The sequence below is a fragment of the Caulobacter sp. AVps16 genome (genome assembly GCF_058681455.1).
The window spans coordinates 3,048,722-3,070,297 of record NZ_CM178739.1; the positions used below are offsets into that span (position 1 = coordinate 3,048,722).

Annotated in this window: 21 protein-coding genes and 1 tRNA gene; 10 read left to right on the plus strand and 12 right to left on the minus strand. The window is 65.7% G+C overall.

Going from position 1 to position 21,576, the window contains the following annotated elements:
• Positions 1-31 precede the first annotated feature (31 nt).
• The 7 genes from ACW17U_RS14580 to cysS form a co-directional block, all read right to left on the minus strand.
• Entirely contained in the window at positions 32-340 is a 309-nt protein-coding gene (locus ACW17U_RS14580; RefSeq protein ID WP_492053383.1) for a hypothetical protein, read from the minus strand.
• Between the two features lie 256 nt (positions 341-596).
• Positions 597-1,523, minus strand: coding sequence for a glycosyltransferase family 2 protein (locus ACW17U_RS14585; protein WP_062143693.1), 927 nt, complete (start codon positions 1,521-1,523; stop codon positions 597-599).
• The gene (gene thrS / locus ACW17U_RS14590; protein WP_492053385.1) at positions 1,523-3,505 is read right to left on the minus strand and encodes a threonine--tRNA ligase; all 1,983 of its coding nucleotides are present in this window, start codon (positions 3,503-3,505) and stop codon (positions 1,523-1,525) included. The genes ACW17U_RS14585 and thrS overlap by 1 nt, the downstream gene beginning before the upstream one ends.
• Complete coding sequence (yidD, locus tag ACW17U_RS14595; protein ID WP_084745708.1) at positions 3,502-3,756, minus strand: membrane protein insertion efficiency factor YidD; 255 nt, start codon at positions 3,754-3,756, stop codon at positions 3,502-3,504. Before yidD ends, thrS begins: the two co-directional genes overlap by 4 nt.
• Positions 3,757-3,808: 52 nt before the next feature.
• Positions 3,809-4,270 carry an iron-sulfur cluster assembly scaffold protein gene (locus tag ACW17U_RS14600; protein WP_492053387.1) on the minus strand — a complete coding sequence of 154 codons (462 nt, stop codon included), beginning with the start codon at positions 4,268-4,270 and terminating at the stop codon, positions 3,809-3,811.
• Positions 4,267-4,737, minus strand: a complete 471-nt coding sequence (locus tag ACW17U_RS14605) for an SRPBCC family protein (RefSeq protein WP_492053389.1) — start codon at positions 4,735-4,737, stop codon at positions 4,267-4,269. Before ACW17U_RS14605 ends, ACW17U_RS14600 begins: the two co-directional genes overlap by 4 nt.
• Before the next feature lie 7 nt (positions 4,738-4,744).
• Entirely contained in the window at positions 4,745-6,136 is a 1,392-nt protein-coding gene (cysS, locus tag ACW17U_RS14610) for a cysteine--tRNA ligase (protein ID WP_492053391.1), read from the minus strand.
• 192 nt (positions 6,137-6,328) lie between these two features.
• Here cysS and folE point away from each other — a divergent pair, with 192 nt between their 5' ends.
• Positions 6,329-6,976 (plus strand): GTP cyclohydrolase I FolE, encoded by a 648-nt coding sequence (gene folE / locus ACW17U_RS14615; RefSeq protein ID WP_062143678.1) that lies wholly within the window; start codon positions 6,329-6,331, stop codon positions 6,974-6,976.
• Positions 6,977-7,100: 124 nt separating this feature from the next.
• Here the strand turns inward: folE and ACW17U_RS14620 are convergent, their stop codons facing one another.
• Positions 7,101-7,985, minus strand: coding sequence for a DUF817 domain-containing protein (locus tag ACW17U_RS14620; protein WP_492053393.1), 885 nt, complete (start codon positions 7,983-7,985; stop codon positions 7,101-7,103).
• A gap of 57 nt (positions 7,986-8,042) precedes the next feature.
• On the opposite strand from ACW17U_RS14620, the gene hisI reads away from it, so the two are divergent.
• Positions 8,043-8,441 carry a phosphoribosyl-AMP cyclohydrolase gene (hisI, locus tag ACW17U_RS14625; protein ID WP_062143674.1) on the plus strand — a complete coding sequence of 133 codons (399 nt, stop codon included), beginning with the start codon at positions 8,043-8,045 and terminating at the stop codon, positions 8,439-8,441.
• On the opposite strand, the gene ACW17U_RS14630 is transcribed toward hisI, so the two are convergent.
• Positions 8,399-9,460 (minus strand): acyltransferase family protein, encoded by a 1,062-nt coding sequence (locus ACW17U_RS14630; RefSeq protein WP_492053395.1) that lies wholly within the window; start codon positions 9,458-9,460, stop codon positions 8,399-8,401. The genes hisI and ACW17U_RS14630 overlap by 43 nt on opposite strands.
• Positions 9,461-9,516: 56 nt before the next feature.
• On the opposite strand from ACW17U_RS14630, the gene ACW17U_RS14635 reads away from it, so the two are divergent.
• Positions 9,517-10,143 carry a LysE family translocator gene (locus ACW17U_RS14635; RefSeq protein ID WP_062143669.1) on the plus strand — a complete coding sequence of 209 codons (627 nt, stop codon included), beginning with the start codon at positions 9,517-9,519 and terminating at the stop codon, positions 10,141-10,143.
• Here the strand turns inward: ACW17U_RS14635 and ACW17U_RS14640 are convergent.
• The gene (locus tag ACW17U_RS14640) at positions 10,140-11,846 is read right to left on the minus strand and encodes an alkaline phosphatase D family protein (protein ID WP_492053397.1); all 1,707 of its coding nucleotides are present in this window, start codon (positions 11,844-11,846) and stop codon (positions 10,140-10,142) included. The two genes, ACW17U_RS14635 and ACW17U_RS14640, sit on opposite strands and share 4 nt — an antisense overlap.
• Before the next feature lie 77 nt (positions 11,847-11,923).
• Between ACW17U_RS14640 and ACW17U_RS14645 the strand changes: the two genes are divergently transcribed.
• Complete coding sequence (locus ACW17U_RS14645) at positions 11,924-12,232, plus strand: ferritin family protein (protein WP_492053398.1); 309 nt, start codon at positions 11,924-11,926, stop codon at positions 12,230-12,232.
• 54 nt (positions 12,233-12,286) lie between these two features.
• Here the strand turns inward: ACW17U_RS14645 and ACW17U_RS14650 are convergent, their stop codons facing one another.
• On the minus strand, positions 12,287-14,638 hold the full coding sequence (locus ACW17U_RS14650; protein WP_492053400.1) for a TonB-dependent receptor: 2,352 nt from the start codon (positions 14,636-14,638) through the stop codon (positions 12,287-12,289).
• Positions 14,639-14,787: 149 nt separating this feature from the next.
• Between ACW17U_RS14650 and ACW17U_RS14655 the strand changes: the two genes are divergently transcribed.
• The 5 genes from ACW17U_RS14655 (at position 14,788) to ACW17U_RS14675 (ending at position 18,183) form a co-directional block, all read left to right on the plus strand.
• Positions 14,788-15,759 carry an RluA family pseudouridine synthase gene (locus ACW17U_RS14655; RefSeq protein ID WP_492055747.1) on the plus strand — a complete coding sequence of 324 codons (972 nt, stop codon included), beginning with the start codon at positions 14,788-14,790 and terminating at the stop codon, positions 15,757-15,759.
• A 95-nt stretch (positions 15,760-15,854) separates the two neighbouring features.
• Entirely contained in the window at positions 15,855-16,550 is a 696-nt protein-coding gene (locus ACW17U_RS14660) for a hypothetical protein (RefSeq protein WP_492053402.1), read from the plus strand.
• Positions 16,551-16,657: 107 nt separating this feature from the next.
• On the plus strand, positions 16,658-17,503 hold the full coding sequence (locus tag ACW17U_RS14665; RefSeq protein ID WP_062143664.1) for an MBL fold metallo-hydrolase: 846 nt from the start codon (positions 16,658-16,660) through the stop codon (positions 17,501-17,503).
• A 65-nt stretch (positions 17,504-17,568) separates the two neighbouring features.
• On the plus strand, positions 17,569-17,988 hold the full coding sequence (locus tag ACW17U_RS14670; protein WP_062143663.1) for a PaaI family thioesterase: 420 nt from the start codon (positions 17,569-17,571) through the stop codon (positions 17,986-17,988).
• A 105-nt stretch (positions 17,989-18,093) separates the two neighbouring features.
• A tRNA-Ser gene (locus tag ACW17U_RS14675) sits at positions 18,094-18,183 on the plus strand.
• A gap of 75 nt (positions 18,184-18,258) precedes the next feature.
• Here the strand turns inward: ACW17U_RS14675 and ACW17U_RS14680 are convergent.
• The gene (locus tag ACW17U_RS14680; protein WP_492053404.1) at positions 18,259-20,157 is read right to left on the minus strand and encodes an O-linked N-acetylglucosamine transferase, SPINDLY family protein; all 1,899 of its coding nucleotides are present in this window, start codon (positions 20,155-20,157) and stop codon (positions 18,259-18,261) included.
• 219 nt (positions 20,158-20,376) lie between these two features.
• On the opposite strand from ACW17U_RS14680, the gene ACW17U_RS14685 reads away from it, so the two are divergent.
• Positions 20,377-21,576, plus strand: a complete 1,200-nt coding sequence (locus ACW17U_RS14685) for a class I SAM-dependent methyltransferase (RefSeq protein ID WP_492053406.1) — start codon at positions 20,377-20,379, stop codon at positions 21,574-21,576.

The following is a 21,576-nucleotide window of genomic DNA, read 5'->3' on the forward strand; positions in this document are numbered from 1 at the left end:
GCGCGGCGGCGATGTTCGAGCTGAGCGGACGTCAGTCCACTATGATGCGGTTCGGTCTTCCGTCGACTCGCAAGCAGAAAAGCCCTTTGTGACCTCGACTGTGCCAAGCATACGCATAGCCAAGATTTCTGATCTGACCCACCTGACAGCGGGTCATATTCGATGTGATTTGACCTCTGTTTAGCTCAACATCGGCATAACCTGCGGCTTCCAGTTCGCGACGCGCTATATCTGTTCGATCGGTAACCGGGCGATTGAAAACCGCGACCAAAATCGCCGCGACGACAAGCATCACTGGCGTTAGCCACGCCATGGGGGTTCCAGTGGCTTTCTTGTTCATCCGCTCAAGCTAGCGAATGCCAAGTGGGCTCTCCACCCGAATTGAACGCTCTATATCGTCTCTTGCCAAATATCTCCGTCATCCCGGGGCTTGTCCCCGGGACCCATCTGTCCATCGCAGATGCGGAAGGGGCGAAGTGCGCGCGCACTTCGCAGGCACTTCACGTGCGGCTGCACCATGGTTCCGGGCACGAGGCCCGGAATGAAGGAGTTTTATTGTCAGAGGCGGATAGCGCGTGAGTTGGAACCGCTCCCGCCTAAATCGGCCGCCCCGTGATCTTCCACAGCAGAGGACGGCAGACCGACATCAGCATGATGGCCGGGGCCAGGAACACGGCCAGGGCATAGCGCTGCAGGGTGTCGGCGCGCTTGATGAAGTAGCGGGACAAGCCCACGCCCTTGTGGAACTCGACCTTGACCGGGTGTTCCAGGCTGGTGTGCCCCAGGTGCACGACCTGGGCCTTGGGCTGGAAGATCACCTGGCCACCGGCCTGACGGGCCCGCCAGCAAAGGTCGATGTCCTCGACATGCAGGAAATAGCCCTCATCGAAACCGTCGAGGGTCTCGAAATCGGCGCGGCGCAGGGCAAAACAGGCCCCGGAAATGGTCGGCATCGGCACCGGGGCCCGCGGCAGGGGCTCGGTTTCCCGGTGGATCTCATAGCCCGCCAGCTTGGCATAGCGCCGGGTCAGATGGCCAAAGCTCAGCAGGGTGGTGATCGGGGTCACCTCGCCCCGTCGACCGCCGCGCTGCTCGGTACCGTCCGTGTTCATCACCCGGGCCCCGACCACGGTCGGAACAGGCTGGCCGCGGAAGGCCGTCACCAGGGCCGCGATGCAGCCTGGCTGCATATTGGCATCGGGATTGATGAAGACGATGTATTCGCCCTTGGCCGTCGTCGCGCCCAGATTGGCTCCGCGCGCAAAGCCGACATTGCCGTGTCCCTGTTGCAGCACGACCCGGGGCTCGGTCAGCCCCAGGGCCCGCAGCATCTCGGCATCACGCGGCGACGAGCCGTTGTCGACAATGACGAACTCATCGACCAGCGGCTCGTCCAGCACGTGCCGGATGCTCTCCAGCAGGGCCCCGCCCGTCCGATACACGACCATCACCACCGAAATATTCGGTCGTGCCGGGCGAGCGCCCGCGGCAAGGGTCGTGAAGGAGGGCAGGATGCTGTTCATCAGGCGAGCGCAGCCTCCTGCACGGGACGCACGATGCCGCGCGCCCGGGCCAGATCGGGCGGAGTCGCTTCGTCGGTCAGCACACGCACGGCCTCGTCGAGCGACAGAATGTTCTGTCCCTCTCCACCCAGGCGACGTAGTGCCACCTGCCCCGTCTCTGCTTCCTTGCGCCCCACCACCGCGATCACCGGAACCTTTGCGAGACTGTGCTCGCGAATCTTGTAGTTGATCTTCTCATTACGCAGATCGACCTCCGCGCGCAGCCCCAAAGACGTCAACCTTTCGACGACCTGACGCGCATAATCGTCAGCGTCTGACGTGATTGTCGTCACCACGACCTGAGTGGGCGCCAGCCAAAGCGGCAGGTGCCCCGCGAAGTTCTCAAGCAAAATCCCTATAAAACGTTCAAACGACCCCAAAATCGCCCTGTGAAGCATCACCGGGCGCTTCTTTGAACCGTCTTCCGAAACGTACTCCGCGTCTAGTCGTTCCGGCAAAACAAAGTCCAATTGCAAGGTCCCGCACTGCCAGACACGCCCAATCGCATCCTTCAGGGAGAACTCAAGCTTGGGCCCATAGAATGCGCCTTCGCCCGGCTGGTCAACCAGGCGCTCGCCAGCGGCCTCTGCGGCCGTGGCCAGAGCGTGCTCGGCCTTGTCCCAAACCTCGTCTGAGCCGGCTCGCAACTCTGGACGCGTCGAGAACTTCACGTCGTGAAGCTGCATGCCGAGGTCGTTATAGACGCTGCGCAACAGTTCGATGAATTTTGCGCTTTCCTCCGTGACCTGTTCTTCCCGGCAGAAGATGTGGGCGTCGTCCTGGGTAAAGGCCCGTACCCGCATGATGCCGTGCATGGCCCCCGAGGGCTCGTAGCGGTGGCAGGCCCCGAACTCGGCCATGCGCAGCGGCAGCTCGCGATAGCTCTTCTGGCCGATATTGAAGATCTGGATATGGCCGGGGCAGTTCATCGGCTTGACGGCCAGGACCTCGCCCTCGGCGCTTTCGCACATGAACATGGCGTGGCCGAACTTCTCGGCGTGGCCCGACTTTTCCCACAGGCTGCGATCGAGGATCTGGGGGGTCTTGACCTCCTGGTAGCCGGCGGCGTCCAGGCGGCGGCGCATATAGTCCTCCAGCGCCCGATAGAGGGTCCAGCCCTTGGGGTGCCAGAAGATCATGCCCTTGCCCTCTTCCTGCAGGTGGAAGAGGTTCATGGTCCGGCCCAGCTTGCGGTGATCGCGCTTCTCGGCCTCTTCAATGCGCAGCAGATAGGCGGCCAGATCGGCTTCGCTGGCCCACGAGGTGCCATAGATGCGCTGCAGCTGGGCGTTGTTCTGGTCACCGCGCCAATAGGCACCGGCCAGCTTGGTCAGCTTGAAGGCCTTGCCCACGGCCTTGGTCGAGGGCAGGTGCGGTCCCCGGCACAGATCCTTCCAGTTTTCGCCCTGGTGATAGACCGTGATCGTGTCGCTGGCCGGCAGATCACGGATAATCTGGGCCTTGTAGGCCTCGCCCAGGGCTTCGAAGTCGGCGATGGCGGCGTCGCGATCGACTTCTTCGCGGCGGATCTTCTCGTCGCGATCGACGATCTGGCGCATGCGCTCTTCGATCTTCGGCAGATCATCGAGGCTGAAAGGCTCATCGCGGGCGAAGTCGTAATAGAATCCGTCTTCGACGTTCGGGCCGATCGTCACCTGGGTGCCGGGAAACAGCTCCTGCACGGCCTGGGCCAGGACGTGGGCCGTGTCGTGACGAATGACCTCGAGGGCGTCGGGCGCCTCGCGGGTCACGATCTCGATCCGGCGCTCGCCGGTCAGCAGGTCCGGCGTCAGCGGCCGGTCAAGGTCCAGCAGCTGGCCGTCCAGCTTGATCAGCAGCGCTTTCTTTTCCAGCGACTTCGAGATGGCGGCGGCCACATCGCGGCCGCTGGAGCCCGCAGGATATTGACGGGCCGAACCGTCGGGGAAAACCAGATCAATCATTCTTCACATGTCCACTTGCGTGGCCCAACGCGCGGCGGAGGCGGGTCGTACCCTGAACCTCCAAACGGATTGCATCGGCAAATCCGTCGCAACGCCAGCCAGGACCCCTTGGCGGGTCCGTGATCCTTGAGCGCCTGTGCCGCATACTCCGAACAACTCGGCATGAAACGGCACTGACGCCCGATGAGAGGCGAGAGCGTCAACTTGTAGGCCCTGAGGCCGAGGTCGACGGTGCGGTCGTATAAGGTCATGCCAGCGCGCAATTGTTTCGAGGGTGGTTATGGCACCCGCGAAAAGCCGCAATCAAGCGGCGCCGGCGCTGCTAGTTCGCCTTTCCGCCACGGCTGTGGCCCGGGAGACAGCCTCAACCGCTGCCTCAAACGCCAAAAGCGTCGAGGCGTGACGGGCAGGATAGGCCTTGACCGGCTCCAGCACGGCGAGCTCCGCAAACCGACCCTCAGGAGTGGGGCCGCCGAGCTTCAGCATAGCGCGTAAGGAATCGCGCGCCAACTCGATCTCGGCGAGATCCGCACCGATGATATGGGCCCCGAGGATCGCTGCGCTGGCCTGGCCGAGGGCGCAGGCCGCGACCTCCTGGGCAAACTGGCTGACCTTGCCGTCGACCATGACCACATCGACCACGATCCGGCTGCCGCAGAGTTTGGCGGTCTTCTCCGAAGACGCGTCAGGCGCGGCCAGCCGACCGGCGTAGGGGATATTGGCGACCAGGGTCAGGATCCTGGCACTGTAGAGCGCGTCGATCATGATGCTGACATGGCGCTCTGCCGACGCTGCGACCAGAGCGCTTCGGCATGATCGCGCAAGGCTTCGCCCATCTGGGTGTAGGCCGCCCGCAGCGTGCGGCGCTCGTCCCTGCTGATCCAGCGCACCAAAAGACCCGTGAACAGCTCGCCATTCGAGAAAGTCGCGTTCTCGGGGCCCATGTTCTCGATCTCGATATAGCGGATCGCGGTGACAAAGCCGCCCAGGCGGGTCGAGCGCCAGTGCAGCTGCTCATAGGGCACCCAGTCCTGGACCACGGGCTGGATCACCCGCACCGGCTCCTTGGGAAGGGCCTGGTGCACGGTCAGCGGCGTACCGATCTTCAACTGTCCCTCGGCCCGGGGGTGGACCGGGTTCCAGGTCTCCCAGGTCGAGAAATCAGAGACCAGGTCCCAGATCAGTTCGGCCGGGGCCTTGATGCCAATGCGGTGTTCGACGGCGCGTTGCATGGCAGGCTCAGTCCTTCATCCGCCAGGTCGCTCCGGCGGGGCCGTCCATGACGACCACGCCCAGGGCGTCGAGTTCGGCGCGGATGGCGTCGGCGGCGGTCCAGTCCTTGGCGGCACGCGCCTCGACGCGACGCTTGAGCAGATCCTCGACCTGGGCCTTGAGGTCATCGGACGCGTCGCCTTCAAACCAGGCATCGGGGTCGGCCTGCAGGAAGCCCAGCAGGGCACCGGCCTCGATCAGCCGGGCCTTGTTGGCGGCGATGGCGACCGTGTCGCCGGCGGTGACCGCCCGCTCGATGGCGCTGGACACCTCGAAGAAGCACGAGATCGCCTGGGGGGTGTTGAGATCGTCCTCCAGGGCCGCGAGCACCTCAGCCGGAGCCTCCATCGCCTGGTCCATCGGCACGTCCTTGGCCCGGCGCAGGGCACCGTACAGACGGTCCAGCGCCTTGCGCGACTGCTCCAGCAGCTCCGGCGTCCAGTCCAGCGGCTGGCGATAATGGGCGCTGAGCAGGGCCCAGCGGATCACCTCGCCCGGCGTGGTTTTCAGGAGCTCGTTGGGCAGAATGACATTGCCCAGGCTCTTGGACATCTTCTCCCCGGACATATCCAGGAAGCCGTTGTGCATCCAGTAATTGGCCAGGACCGGGGTGTCATGGGCGCAGCGGCTCTGGGCCACCTCGTTCTCATGGTGCGGGAAGGCGAGATCTATGCCGCCCGCATGGATGTCGATGGTCTGGCCCAGGGCCTTGTCGATCATAGCCGAGCATTCGATGTGCCAGCCCGGACGGCCGGCACCCCAGGGGCTGTCCCAGACCGGCTCGTTTTCCTTGGACGGCTTCCACAGCACGAAATCGGCGGGGTGGCGCTTGTAGGGCGCGACCTCTACCCGGGCCCCGGCGATCATCTCATCCAGCGGCCGGCCCGAAAGTTGGCCATAGTCGGGGAAGGACTGGGTATCGAACAGCACATGGCCTTCAGCGGCGTAGGCCTTGCCGTTGTCCACCAGCTTGCCGATCATTTCGACAATGGCCCCGATATGTTCGGTGGCCTTGGGCTCAAGGGTCGGGCGCAGGGCCAGCAGGCCGTCGGCATCGGCGTGATAGGCGGCCAGATAGCGGTCGGTGATGACCTTGATCGCAACGCCTTCGTCGAAGGCCTTCTTGTTGATCTTGTCGTCGACGTCGGTGACGTTGCGGGCATAGACCACCGCGTCCTCGCCATAGATGTGGCGCAGCATGCGGAACAGCACGTCGAACACCACCACCGGCCGGAAATTGCCGATATGGGCGTGATTATAGACCGTCGGGCCGCAGACATACATCGTCACCCGGTTCGGATCGACCGGAACGAAGGCACGCTTTTCGCGCGTCAGGGTGTCGTGGAGCTTCAGGGTCATGGGAAAAGCGTCTGCCTGACGTAACGGGAGGGTGTTGCGGCGGTTCGGGAGGGTCCCATATAGCTATTGGATACGGCGACGACACGTCATCTTTTCGACGGGCATGGCCGTAGCTGTGAAACGGGTGGCACGCGTCATTCCGGAGCGAAAGGCGCTCCGGCGCAACTCAGCCCGTGGAAAGACCGTTCCACTATGGACGCCATCACCCCCGAAGCCGCCCTGATCGAGCGCTGCTCCTGCGCCGCCGATGACCTCCAGCATGGCCACCCGTCACGCCCAAGCCGCGATGAGGCCATGGCCGCCGTGCGCACCCTGCTGGCCTGGGCCGGTGACAATCCTGAACGGGAAGGCCTGCTCGACACGCCCCAGCGCGTGGTCGACGCCTATGGCGAGTGGTTCGCCGGCTATGAAGGCGATCCCGCCAAGGAACTCTCACGCACCTTCGAGGACGTGCAGGGCTATGACGACATGGTCATGCTGCGCGGCATCGACGTCCAGAGCCACTGCGAACATCACATGGCCCCGTTCCTCGGCAAGGCCTGGGTGGCCTATATGCCGACCGGCAAGGTGGTGGGCCTCTCCAAGCTGGCCCGCCTGGTCGAGATCTATGCCAAGCGTCTCCAGACCCAGGAGACCATGACCATGCAGGTGGCCGACGCCATCGAGGACCATCTCTCGGCGGCCGGCGTCGCCGTGCTGATCGACGCCGAGCACCAGTGCATGAGCACCCGCGGCGTCCGCCACCACGACGTCTCGACCATCACCACCCAGTTCCGCGGCGTGTTCAAGACCGATAAGGTCCTGCAGCAGCGGTTCATGGATCTGGTGGTGCGGAAGTAGAAAGAAGGGATGCTCCCCCTATGGGGGAGCTGTCGCAGAGCGACTGAGGGCCCCTTCACGGCTTATGCGGAGCTGCCCCCTCCGGCCCTGCGGGCCACCTCCCCCGATAGGGGAGATCTCACGGCTAAACCGCGCCCCGGATCCCCTCGCGGATCCGGGCCACGCAGGCGTCCACGGGCCGGTGCACCAGCGAGACCAGCACGAAGCTGATCAGCATCAGCAGGTACCAGGCCCCGATCTTCTCGAAACCGACCATCGACCAGCCGTCCTTCTGGCTGGGATAGATCCAGGCATTGGCCGCCGTTCCGAGGTTCTCGGCGAACCAGATGAACAGCGACACCAGCAGCAGGCCGACGATCATCGGCATGCGGCGCGGCGTCTGGTCCGGCGTGAACACGAACCACGAGCGTCCGAACAGCACCGCCGACAGGGCGAACAGGCCAAGCCGGATGTCGGGGCCATAATGGTGGGTGAAGAAGTTCAGATAGGCCAGGCCCGCCAGGATCCAGGCGCTCCAGAACGGCGGATAGCGAATGAAGGTGATGTCGATCAGTCGCCAGATCCGGGCGATATAGCTGCCGACACAGGCATACATGAAGCCGGTGAACAGCGGCACGCCGCCGATGCGCAGCAGGCTGGGCTCGGGATAGAGCCAGGAGCCGTGGGCGGTCTTGAAGATCTCCATCACCGTTCCGACCAGGTGGAAGATGAAGATCACCAGCGCCTCGTCCCAGCGCTCAAGCTTCAGGGCCAATAGCGAGGCCTGAATGGCCAGCGAGGCGACGACCAGAAAGTCATAACGGGCGAAACCGGCGTCCTTGGGCCAGAACAGGAAGGTGCCGACCAGCAGGGCCAGCATCAGGCCGCCGAACAGACAGGCCCAGGCCTGCTTGAGCCCGAACAGCAGGAACTCATAGGCATGGCCATGCCACCGCGACTGCCGGGCCCAGGGCCGGGCCAGGACGTCCAGCGCGGCCACCTGGGCCTTGATGCGATCCTTGAGGTTCATCGATTCTCCGGTCCGCAGGCTAGCCCAGCGGGGGCTGTCGGCGCCATATGTGCCGCCATGACCACCGCCCCCTTCCCCATCGCCCCCGACAAGCACGCCCTGGAACGGGGCGACCAGCTGGCCCCGCGCTTCAATGCCGACGGCCTGGTCGTCGCCGTGGCCCAGCACGCCGACACCGGCGAGATCCTGATGCTGGCCTGGATGAACGACGAGGCGCTCAAGCTCACCGTCGAGACGGGGGTGGCCCACTATTTCAGCCGCTCACGCAATGAACTCTGGAAGAAGGGCGAGACCAGCGGCCAGCTGCAGCTGGTCGAGGAACTGCGGGTAGACTGCGACCAGGACGCCGTGCTGATCAAGGTGCGGCCACAGGGCGATGGCGGCGCCTGCCACGTCGGCTTCCGCTCGTGCTTCTACCGGGTCTGGGAAGACGGCAGGCTGGTCGAACGCGGCTGAGCCCGGCCCAGGTTCCGCAAGCGCAAGGCGGCCCAGGGCTCGAACACGCGATGGGCCGCGATGGCGGCCATAAGGGCGATGACTAGCGCCACCCCGCCGATCAGCAGGCCTGGTACGCCCGGCAGGACGCCGCGGGCGATGATCTCGGCCGCCGCCGACAGGATGGGAATATGCAGGGCGTAGAGCGCATAGGAGATGGCGGCCAGGCCATCGAGCAGCAATCGGCCTCGCCCAACCTCCGCCCGCGCCGCCGAACCGACCAGTAGCGGGAAGACAACCAGGGCGGCGACGAGGTCGAACGCGGCACGCCCCGCCTCGGGAACCGGGGCTGACAGGATGGCGCAGACCACCGCCAGATTGACCCAGATCGGCAGGACCGGAATCCGCAGCCTTCCGCTTTCGAGCCGTCGCGCCAGCAGAACCCCGGCGAAAAAGCCGAAGATCACCCGCGGTCCGCCGGCAAACCAGTCGCCCGTGTGCGGCCCCAGCGATCCCGTGCCGAACTGCAAGGCCAGCAGGACATGGGCAATCCCGCCCGCGATGGTCAGAATGACCAGGCGGCGGAAGGTCAGCCAGGGTGCCACCACCGCATAGAGCAGGTTCACCGCCAGCTCCCAGAACAGCGACCATTGCGGCCCGTTCAGCGGAAAGACATCCGTCGCGCCGGTGAAGGGAATGAACAGCACCGCCAGGCCGATCAGGATGCCGACCGTCGTCAGATCCATGCCGAACGCCAGCAGCAGGGCCGAGCCGACCGCCATGCCGAGCAGCACCATCGGATAGAGCCGGACCAGGCGTCGTCGCATGAACTCCCGCCCGCCGCCGTCCCTCAGGGCGTCGTCATGGGCGCGGGCCAGAACCAGGCCGCTGATCACGAAGAACAGGTCGACCGCGAGATAGCCGTGGCTCAGCACCGAGGTCGGCAGGACCATGCCGCGGGTGTGGAACAGCAGCACCAGCAGGGCGGCAACGCCGCGCAGGGCGTCCAGGCCAGGCATGCGGTTGCGGCTTGTGGTCATGTGTCCATCGGACCATGGATTGGTTGACAAAGGCCCACCCGTCGCGAGCGCCGCCCATGACCACCCTCCAGGCCCTGCTGGCCTTTGGTTTCGCCGCCCTGCTTCTGACCATCACGCCAGGCCTCGACACGGCTCTGGTGCTGCGCACCGCCGCCAGCGAGGGGCCGCGGCGGGCCTTGGCGGCGGCGCTGGGTATCGGAATCGGCTGCCTGGTCTGGGGCGTAGCGGCCGCCTGTGGCGCAGGTGCCCTGCTGACGGCCTCTGCCCTGGCCTATACGGCCCTGAAATGGGCCGGTGCCGCCTATCTGGTGTGGATCGGCAGCCAGATGCTGATCAGGCCCCGCAGCAGCTTTGAGCCCGGGGTCCTGACCTCGGCCGGCGGCAGCGCCTTCGCGGCCCTGCGGCGCGGCCTGTTGACCAATCTGCTCAATCCCAAGGTCGGGGTCTTCTACATCTCGTTCCTGCCGCAGTTCGTTCCGGCCGGTGCCGACCCGGCCAGTTTCGGAGCCCTGCTGGCGGGGCTGCACGTCATCCTGGGTCTGATCTGGGCCGGGCTGCTGATCGCCGCCACGGTCCCCCTGGCCGGACTTTTGCGCGAGGCCTCGGTGATCCGGGGACTGGACCGGATCACCGGCAGCGTCTTCATCGCCTTCGGCCTGCGCCTGGCCCTGGAGCGGCGCTAGGCTTCGGCCAGGGCCTCGACGCCACCGCCCTCGGCCGGCGCGACCACGAACCGCTTGAGCACCCGCGTCGTATAGGTCGGCTCGAGGATGGTCGAAACGGCGATCATGTCGCTGGTCGCCCGGCCGTGCTCGAGGGTCAGCAGCACGAAGCCCTTGGCCCCCGGATCCGCGAACTTGACCTCGGGATTGCGCGCCGCAAAGGCCTGTCCCAACGGTATGCCCGGCAGGATGTCGCCATAGCCGGGCGAGGTGATGCCCGTGGTCCCGAACTCGGCCGCGACCCGCTTGCTGCCGCCCTGGTCGAACAGTTCATTGGCCCAGAAGGAATGGCTGTCGCCTGACAGCACGATCGGACGGGCCCCGGCGCTCTTGAACAGGTCATAGAGGCGCTCGCGATCGGCGGGATAACCGTCCCAGGCATCGAGATTATAGGGCAGGCCCAGGGCCGACAGGGCCACGCCCTGCACCACACGTTCGCGAACATAGGCCGGCAGCTTGGCCATTGCCGGCTCGAACCTGTCACCCAGCAGGGTCTTCAGATTGGGACCGGCGACGCGGGCCATGACGATCTGGTTGCCCAGCACCTGCCAGGCGCTGCCGGCCTTGACCGAGGCCTTGACCTGCCCGGCCAGCCATTGGGCCTGGGCTTCGCTCACCAGGCGGCGGGCCGGATCCTTCCATTTGGCAGAAAAGGCGGCCACATCGGGCTTGCCGTCCACGATCGGCAGGTCGGTGGCATAGCTCAGTTGCTCGGACCGCGCGGTCAGACGCGTCTCGGTCATAAGCAGGGTGGCAACGTCGCCGAACTGGAACCCGCGCCAGCTGGCCTCCGGCAGGGTTCCGGCGTTCGGCTCGCGGATCGGCATCCATTCGTAATAGGCCTTCAGGGCCGCAGCCTTGCGTGCCGCCCAGTCGCCCTCACCCTTGTCGGGGTCATGGTTCTCGGCCCCGCCCTGCCAGCTGTCATTGGCGGTCTCGTGATCGTCCCAGACCACGATCCAGGGTGCGCGGGCATGGGCGGCCTGCAGCATCGGGTCGGACTTGTAGCGCGCGTGACGACGCCGATAGTCGTCGAGGCTGACGATCTCGTGCAGGGGATCAGGCATGCGCTGAGCCGCGACCGGCGAGTTCATGCCGTAGTCCTTGGGCTCGCCGCCATATTCGTAGATGTAGTCGCCCAGGTGCAGCACCGCGTCGACACGCGGCAGTCTGGCGATGGCGTCGTAGGCGTTGAAATAGCCGTTCGAATAGAGCGAGCACGAGGCCACGGCCAGGACCACGTCCTTGGTCGGCCCGGCCGGCAGGGTGCGGGTGCGGCCGACCGGCGAGGTCACGCCATGGGCCACAAAACGATACCAGTAGTCGGTGCCCGGCTTCAGGCCCGGGCCGTCGAGATCGACCTTGATCGTCCAGTCGGCGCTGGCCCGGGCCGTCAGACCCTTGCGGGTCTGAACCAGGGTCTTGAAGTCCGGGTCCGACGCCACCTGCAGCTCGACCAGGACATCACCGCCGGAGGGCGCCTTGAGCGTGACGCGGGTCCAGAGAATGACCCGGGTCTGGCCGGGATCGCCGCTGGCGACGCCATGCTCGAAGGCCACCGCGCCCTTGTGAGGGGTCAGCGCCTGCGCCGAAACACTGCTTCCAGCCCCGGCGGTGCCACCCAGGCCGAGAAAGGCGAGAGCCTTGCGACGATCGATCTTCATGGGATGTCTTTCCTGGGTCCACGGCACCGTTTGGGCGTCTCGTGCGTTAGCGCCACTGCACAACAGGAAGATGACGCATGTCGAGTGAAGGCCTTCACGTCCCCCGCGAAAAGCTCAGCCGCGAGAGCCTCAACCGCCACTACGCCATCACCTCGCTGATCGAGGAATTCGAGGCGGTCGACTGGTACCGTCAGCGTGCTGACGATTGCGACGACGTCGAGCTGAAAAAGATCCTGCTGCACAACGCGCGCGAGGAACTCGAACACGCCGCCATGCTGCTGGAATGGCTGCGCCGCGACGATCCGGAGACCGACGAACAGCTGCGCAAGTACCTGTTCAAGGACGGCTCGATCGCCGGCCATGAGGAAGAGGCGGTCGGGAAATAGGCGTTAGGATTTCCGCTCTGCCCGGCCAGGGCCGGGCAGAGCGGATAGACGTTTCTAGCGCTTGATCGACAGCGCCACCCCGACAAAGCGCGGCTCGCCGGCGATGAAGGTGGGGATGCCGAAGGCGTCGCCGGTATTGCCGGCGTCCTTGATATAGTCCTGCTCGAGCAGGTTGGTCGCAAACGCCTCGATCTTGATGGCGCTGTCCTTGCCAGGCTGATAGCCGATGCGCAGGTTCATCAGGCCATAGGCCTTCTGCTTCTCGTCCTGGATGGCATCGCCCGTGGTCTGCAGCACCGCGCGATCGTTGTTGTTGTCGAAAAACACTTCCGACTGCCAGGTATAGGTCGGGGTGATGGTGAAGCGGCCGATAGGGGCATCGAACGCCACATTGGCACCTAGCGAGAAGCTGTCATCGGGCGACAGGCGGAAGCTGTTGTCCTTGAACAGACCGTTGCCGAAGCGCGCTTCGCTGTGGGCGTAGGTGCCGAACACCGTCGCATTGGCCGTCACCTGGAAGGTCGCCTGCCCCTCGAAGCCGGTCGCTGAGGCCTCGCCGGCATTGGTCGTGACGATCTGCCCCGCCGAGTTGCGGATCGAGGTCTGGAAGTTTTCGTAGTCATAGCGATAGACCGCGCCCTCGAGGGTCAGGCGGCGATCCAGCAGGGCGACCTTGGAGCCGATCTCGTAGGAAATGACCTCCTCGGCCGGCACGGCGGTGAAGCGCGCGGGACCACCCGGGACGGCCGGGCCGCCGCCCGACAGCACCTTCGGACGACGGCCGGTGGCGACCGAGGCATAGAGGTTGGCGTCAGGGGTAACCGCATAGCGGCCGACGACCCGGTAGGTGATGCCGTTGTCGGTGAAGCTCTTGTACTGGGCCTGACCATTGGTGGTGGGCTGCACGAACAGGCCGCGCGGCGTGGTCGGCGTGCTGCCGCCCAGCACCGAGCCGCCATTGCCCAGGACGACGCCGTAGCCGCTTTCCTTGTCGTCATAGGTGTAGCGCAGGCCGGCCGCCAGCTCGAGCTTGTCGGTCGCCTTCCAGGTCACATCGCCATAGGCGTCATAAGACTTGGTCTTGCCGTAGTTGGTGAAGGTTTCCAGGTGCTGGCTCTTGAGCGGCCCAAAGGACGGGATCGCATTGATGAAGGCCAGACCGGCGACATTGGGCCTGACGAAGCCCGGGATCGCGCCGGCGCGGGCGGCAAAGACCTTTTCGTTGAACAGCAGCGGCACGCGCTGGCTGCCGTCTTCCCAGAAATAGCTGAGCCCGCCGAAGGCGGTGACCGAACCGCCGGAGTCATAGTTCAGACGCAGGTCCTGGCTGGCCGACTTGCCCTGGGCGTCCTCGGCGAAGGTGAACAGCGGCAGCGAGAAGCCGTCAGCGTCAAAGATCTCCTCGCCCGCAAAGCGGCGGAAGGCGGTCGTCGAGGCCAGAGAAAGCGCATCATTGATCTTGTACCGGGCCAGGCCGGTGACGCTGAACACGTCGCGCTCGAGGCCCAGCTTCTGGTCGTTCTCGAAGCCGGCCACGGTGGCCAGGGCCGCGCCCGAATTGCGACCCAGATCACCCAGCACCGCGCCCGTGGCCGGGTCGGTCGGCAGATAGGTCAGCGACTTGAACGAGGTCCCCGACGGGCTGTCGGACTGGTAGTTGACCAGCAGGTCGGCGTCGAAACGCTCGGTCGGCCGCCAGTTCAGGGCCACGCGCAGCGCGGTGGTCTGGGTCGAGTTGAAGTCCTCGCCGACCAGCAGGTTCTTCACATAGCCGTCGCGGTGCTTGATCCGGCCGGCGATGCGGATCGACAGGGTGTCAGTAACCGGCGCGTTGAACATGCCCTCGGCCATCAGGTAGCCGAAGTTGCCGCCCTCAAACCGCGCCGAGGCGGCATAGCCGGGCCGCGCCTTGGCCTGGATGATGTTGACCGCGCCGATCAGCGCGCCGCGACCATAGAGGGTCGATTGCGGGCCCTTGGCCACTTCGACGCGCTCCAGGTCGAACAGCTCGACATAGGAACCGCGCGACTTCGAGATCGAGACCCCGTCCTGATAGACCGAAACGCGCGGCTCGTTGGTGGCCTCGCCCGAGTCCGACGTAATGCCGCGCATCACGAAGCCCGGATTGTTGGGCGACTGGTTCTGGACCTCGAAGCCCGGAACGAACAGCGACAGCTCCTCGAACTCCTGAACGCCCAGCATCTCGAGCGTCGAGCCCGAATAGGCGGTCAGCGAGACCGGCACATCCATGGCCTTCTGCTCGCGCTTCTGGGCGGTGACGACAACCTGCTCGACCTGAGCGGCGTCAGCCGGGGCATCGACGTCGGCCGCAACGGCCATGGAGGCGAGGCTGAGCGCCAGAACACTGGTGGCAGACATCAGCAAGGTGGTGTGGATCGCGCGCATCGATTATCCCCTTCGACGACAAGCTGGAACTAAGCTCCCGGCGGATAGGCACCGCCGGTGTCGGACGCGCGACGGGATTGCGACGGAGCGATGAAACACCCTTGAGCCCGCTGGACGACGATACAGACGACATCGAGACCGAGGTTCAGGTGCCACAAACCGAGGCCCGGCTTGAGGTTGCTCTGACGGCGGATGACGCTGGGGAGCGCCTGGACAAGATTCTGGCGGCACGGTTCGAGAGCCTGTCGCGCGCTCGCCTGCAGGCCCTGATCGCCGATGGCCGGCTCAGCCTGGACGGGCGGGCCCTGACCGACGGCTCGCAAAAGGCCCGCCCGGGCCTCTATCAGCTGCAGATCCCGGAGCCGATCGCGGCGGAGCCTTCGCCCGAGGACATCCCGCTGAGCATCCTCTATGAGGACGCCCACCTGATCGTGGTCGACAAGCCGCCCGGGATGGCCGCCCATCCGGCGCCCGGCAACTATACCGGCACCCTGGTCCATGCCCTGCTGCATCACTGCCGGGGCAGCCTGTCAGGCGTCGGCGGGGTGGCCCGTCCGGGCATCGTCCACCGGCTGGACAAGGAGACCTCCGGCGTCATGGTCGCGGCCAAGACCGACGCCGCCCATCAGGGTCTGTCGGCGCTGTTTTCGACCCATGACATCGACCGGCTCTACATCGCCCTGACCCGGGGGGCCCCGCATCCGGACAGGGCGACGATCCAGACCCAACTGGGTCGCTCTCCCCATGACCGCAAGAAGATGGCGATCCTCAAGAGCGGTGGCCGCGAAGCCATTACCCACTATCGTGTCGAGGACGTCTTCGGACCGGCGGACAAGCCCCTGGCGGCGCGGGTCGCCTGCCGGCTGGAAACCGGCCGCACGCACCAGATCCGTGTGCATCTGGCCAGCCGGAGCACCCCGTGCCTGGGCGACCCGGTCTATGGAGCGAGCCAGCCCGCCGCCGCCGTAAAGGCCCTGATCGAGAGCCTCGGCTTTTCCCGTCAGGCCCTGCATGCCGCCGTGCTCGGCTTTGTCCACCCGATCACGGGCGAGACCCTGCGGTTCGAAACGCCCCTGCCTGCCGACATGGCCGGCCTCGAAGCAGGCCTGAAAGCTCTTTGAGCCATCGGTCTCTTGCAGCGGCGATATAAACGCGCCCTAATTCGGCTGCTGCGACGGCCCAGTCTGGTGCCCTCTCCGTTGCCCGGAAGGCCCTGATGACCGCGTCCCGTTTGCTTTTCGCCCTGCTGACCGGCCTGGCCGTCTCCGGCCCCGGCCTTGCCCAGACCGTGGCCGGCGATGACCAGGCCGTTGCGACGGCCGCCCACCGGCTGGACGCCAGAGCCGCCGCCCAGGCCGAGACCGCACCGGCCGTGCCGACGCCTCCGGTCCGGGCCCTGACCACCGAAGAACAGATCGCGGCCTTCCTGACCCCTTCGCCCGCCAGGGCAGACCGCGACGGCCAGGAGGCCTTCGCGGACTCCGCAGACGGATCGGTTCGCCGGATCCACGGCAGCGTCGGTGTCTCGGTGGGCACGGGCGGCTATCGCAGCGCCTATGTTGCCGCCCAGATTCCAATCGGCGAGACCTCGACCCTGGGCCTGGCCTATTCCCAGACCGACTATGGCAAGACGGCGGTCTTCTATCCCTATGATGACCGTGGTTATGGACTGGGCGGTTACGATCAGGGCGGCTGGAACGGCCGCCACGTCGGCCTGGGCCAACCCGGATACTGGGGTCGCGGCGGACAAAATCAGTCCCTCGCCGTGTCCCTCGCGGTCGGTGGGGATCGGCAACGGCCGCCCGAGGGCTGCGCCCCGGCCTTCCGGACCGGGGATCAATTCGTCGAACCGCTGTGGGCGACCCGGATGCGCGGCCAGGCCAGTCCCTGCTCCGGCGAGGCGGCTCCATGACGGCAGACCCTCGCGCCTGAAACCGATCACATTGATGATGGGTCGCGTTCGCTGATGCTTAACGGCTTGCGGTCATGGTGGCGTATCGGGATCTATCAGGCGTTCGCATGCAGCCGGAAATCATCGCTCACCATCATCCCGCCACCGGGACGGTGACCTATCTCGTGATCGACCCTGCCACTTTGCTGTGCGCGATCGTTGACCCTGTTCTGGATTTCGATCCCGAGACCCAGGCCACCGACACCCGTTTCATCGACGCCATCATTGCCCAGATCCGCGAACGCGACATGGGTCCGACCTGGATCCTGGAGACGGGCCTGCATGCCACCCACCTGTCTGCTGCCGGCCATCTGAAATACGAGACGGGGGCCTCGGTCTGTATCGGGGCGGCCGTCATCGAGAGCCTCAAGCGCCTGGCTCCGGCCATGGGGGAACACGGCGTCGATCTGGAGGGCTGGGATTTCGACAAGCTGGCCCAGGACGGCGAAGTCCTGCCGATGGGGGCGCTCGAGATCACCGCCCACGCCGTCTCCGGCCGCCTGCCCGGGGCTGTGGCCTATCAGATCGGCGACATCCTGTTCACCGGCGACGTGGTGCTGGCACCGGAGCTCGGGACGGGCCGCGCCGACCTGCCGGGTGCCGATCTCCAGGCCCTGTTCGCCGATGCCCGCAAGTTCCTGTCCCTGCCCGACGACACCCAGTTGCTGGCCGGCTGGCAATCCAGGGAAGGTGCCGGCACCACCACCGTCGCCCAGCAACGCGCTGAAAACGTGCAGTTGCGCGATGGCGTCGACCTGCCGACCTTCGTGGCCGCCCGCCAGGCTGCCGATGCCGTCCTGCCTCCCCTGCCCTATCCCGCCCAGGCGCTGCGGGTCGCCATCCGCTCGGGCAAGCTGCCGCCGGAAGGCGAAGGCGGGCTGCGCTTCCCGCCCACCGATATAAGTTCTTTTTGAAAACGGACTTGCCACAGTCCACGCTGCGCCCCTAGGCTGGATCTTCCAGCCCCCGGAAGCGCGCCATGTCCGAAGATTTCAGCACCGCCCTGACCGAGCGCCAGTCCGGCCACCTGCCGGACCTTCTGGGCCTGGAATGGCTCGAGGCGCGGGCCGGCTATGTGAAGGGTCGCTTCACCGTCGCTCGACACCACATGGCCCCCAACGGCTTCCTGCACGCCGCCAGCGTCATCGCCCTGGCCGACAGCGCCTGCGGCTATGGCTGCGTGGTCTCTTTGCCGCAGGGAGCCACAGGCTTCACCACGATCGAACTGAAGAGCAATTTCCTCGGAACTGTCCTCGAGGGCGGGGTTCTCTGCGAGGCCAGTCTTCTGCATGGCGGCCGCACCACCCAGGTCTGGGACGCCGTCGTCACGGCCGAAGCGACCGGCAAGACCATCGCGCTTTTCCGCTGCACCCAGATGGTTTTGCATCCGCGCGCCTGACGGCGTCAGAAAGCCGCCAACAGGGACTTGCGTAACCGTCACGACCCCGCTAGGTATCGCGCCCTCGACCTCGGGCGGTATAAAAACCCTCGAAAAGGCACCCATGGAGAGGTGGCAGAGTGGTCGAATGTACCGCACTCGAAATGCGGCGTGCCTGGAAGGGCACCGTGGGTTCGAATCCCACCCTCTCCGCCACTTGCCTTTGAAAAAATAGCCGCCTTCGCTGGACCCGACCGATCAGATCGGGCCCAGGGTCAGGCTTGCGAGGCTCTAGGGCGCGACGTCGAAGGCCTTGGGCTGCTCGCCGCGCTGATAGATCTCCCAGGCCCCGATATAGGCAGCCTCGATGTGACGTCGCGACAGGTCGGTGTTGAACAGCGGCGTGGTCGGAACCTGGTCGATGAGCCGCTGGCGAAGCGCTTGTAGCCGATCCGGATCGCGGGCCAGGGCCAGGGCCAGGGCCTCATAGGCTTCCAGACTGTCGGTGATCAGTTCAGGCAGGCCGACGGCCGTCAGAAGGCTGGCGGCGACGCGGGCGGCAAAGCCTTCACCGATGCAGGTGACCAGCGGCAGCCCTGCCCAGAGCGCGTCGCTTGCGGTGGTGTGGGCGGTGTAGGGCAAGGTGTCGAGAAAGAGATCTGCCAGCCTATGGCGGGCGAGGTGGTCCTGAAGATCAACCCTCGACGAAAAGATAAGCCGGTCGGCTGACACGCCACGCGCCTCGGCCTCCGCGCACAAGTTACGGACCGCATCCTCACGCCCGCTGATAAGCCAGAGCACACTGCCTGGAACGGCCTGGAGCAGCCGCATCCAGACGTCGAACACAGGAGGGCTGATCTTGTAGTGGGCGTTGAAACTGGCGAACACGAAGCCGGTTTCCGGCAGGCCCTCCTGGTGTCGCGAGACCGTCTCTGCCGCGATAACCTTCCGATCGTCATTGATCTGGTAGGCGTGCGGCAGACGGATGATCTGCTCGCAATAGGCCTCTTCGCGCCCGCGCGGCGCAACGATTGGGTCGGCCAGAATATAGTCGACCAGGCCGTGGCCGACGGTCCCCGGATAGCCGAGATAGTTGATCTGGATCGGAGCCGGTCGGGCCGCAAAGATCGACGGCCGCAGGTGGCCGGTCAGACCGTTGAGATCGATCAGGATGTCCGTCTCGGCCGCCCGGATCCGCTGGGCGATCTCCAGGTCGCTGGCACCGGAGACATCATGGAATTCCGGGAGGGCGGCCTCGATGCGCAGACGATGCACGTCACCAATGCTGGGGGACAGGGCATAGGCCGTGATGTCGAAACGGTCGCGGTCGTGCCGTTCGAACAGCCCGGCGACCAGATGGGCGACGGGATGGTCGCGGAAATCCGATGACACATAGGCGATGCGGATCTTGTCATGGCGATAGATCTCACCGGTCCACAGAGGCTGGACCGGCACCGGAAAGCGTTTTCCGAGATAGGTCTCAGAGCACAGCCTTTGCGCCAGGGGATCATCGCAGCGGGCCAGGACCGCATGGGGATCGTCACTGAAGGTCAGGATGCGCTGCTCAAAGGCGGCCATGATTTCGGCATGATCGGACCAGTCGCAGATCTTGATCTGTTCGCGATACTTCAGGCTCTCCGCCACGGCGCTGGTGGGTTCCAGCCTCAGCACATTGCGGCAGCTTTCGATGGCCTCCCGGGGCCGTTTCAGGACAGCCAGGAGACCGGCACGATTGGCGTGGGGCGCCGGCAGCTCAGGCCGGATCTCGATGATCCGGTCATAGGCGACCAGGGCTTCATCATTGCGGCCGAGCCGGACCAGCAGATTGCCCCTCGAAATGAGGCCATCGATATCGTCCGGTGCAATCGCGAGCGCCTGATCATGGGCCGCCAGGGCCTGGTCGAGACGACCCACCCGGGCCAGCAGACCGCCCATGGCATTATGGGTGTTGGCCCGGCCCGGATTGTGGGCGATGCAGAATGACCAGAGGCGCATTGCGCTCGAAAGGTCGCCGCGAGCCTGCGCAATCAGGCCAAGATTATGCAGACTGTCCGGCTCATGCGGCATCAGGGCCAGAACAGCCTTGTAATAGGGCACGGCGGCATTGATCTGGCCCAGCCTGTGCAGTCGAACAGCCTCACCATGGTTGGCGGCGGCATCCGACGGGTCGATAGCAGGCGTGTCGTTCATGGTGTCCCGTTCGTAGCCGTCAGCCCGCCTTGGTCAGGCAGGCCTTACTTGAAATGCTGACAGGCCAGGGCGGATTCAGCCTTGAGCCGCTCCGGGCTCGACGCGCCCAGCCAGACGATATCCACGATTCCCATTGGATAGGGGAAGCTCTAAACTCGCAGTGTGCGCGACCGCAGCCGCCTGACAATCGTTGAAGGCAATCTTCCTGCAGAGGTATTCTTGACCGACGACTTCAGCGCCGAGGACTGGTTGCAGCAGGCTGTCGAGGCCAGCAATGACGGCCGCCACACCGAGGCCCGCACGGCCTTTACCAGGGCCCTGGCGCTCGACCCGGCTCTGGGCGAGGCGCATCTGGGCCTGGGTCTGTCCTATATGGCGACGCGAGACTTTGCCGAGGCTGTCGCACCTTTGCGGGCGGCGGCGGCGACGCCAGACGCACCGGCCCTCTGGCAGGCCTGCCTGGCCCAGGGTCTTTACATGACCGGCGACTTCGCCGGCTGCGCAGAGGCCTTCGAACGGGCTGCGGCCCTTGAACCCCTGGCGACCAATGCCCGCCTGACCCATGCCCGGGCCCGCACTTTCGCGACCATGATCGAAGGCTCCGTCGAGGCAGCCCTGGAACGCTATGCCGCCCTGGCCGGCGAAGGGGCCGAGGACATCGAGGTCATTGCCAGGGAGGCCTTCGCGATCCTGGGGGTGTTCGGCCACGCCGAGGCCGCGGCTGCCCTGGGCGCCTGGCGGCTGGCCCGGCAGCCGGATGACCAGATCCAGGCCTATCTGCTGCAGGCGGTCAGCGGGGCGGCGGTCGATCGGGCCCCGCCCGCCTATGTCGAGGCTCATTTCGACAGTTTCGCCGACAAGTTTGACCATCAGCTGGTCAACCTGCTGAACTATCGCGCGCCCGAACGGATGGCCGAGCTCGTCGCCCGCCATGCCGGTTCGTTCGGCGCGATCCTCGACCTCGGGTGCGGGACCGGGCTCTCAGCCCCGGCCCTGGCCCAGTTCGGAGGCCACCTGACCGGCGTGGACCTGTCCGGTGCCATGCTGGACCACGCCCGGGCCCGGGGCGGCTATGACGCCCTGGTCCAGGGCGAGGCGATCGCGTTTCTGACAGACCATCCGGGCGCTTTCGATCTGATCTTCGCCGCCGACATGGTGATCTATTTCGGCGATCTGTCCGACCTCTTCAGGGCTGCGGCTGGGGCCTTGCGCCCGGGCGGCCTCTTCACCCTCAGCACGGAGTCGGGCACGGGAACCTGGACCCTGCTGACCTCCGGCCGCTTTGCCCACGCCGATGCCTATGTCGCGCAGGCGGCCGGTGCGGGCTGGACCCTACTGGACCAGGAGTCCCTCGCCCTGCGCCATGAGGGCACAGCGCCGGTTCAGGGCTCCCTTCACGTCTTTCAAAAGTCCATCTGA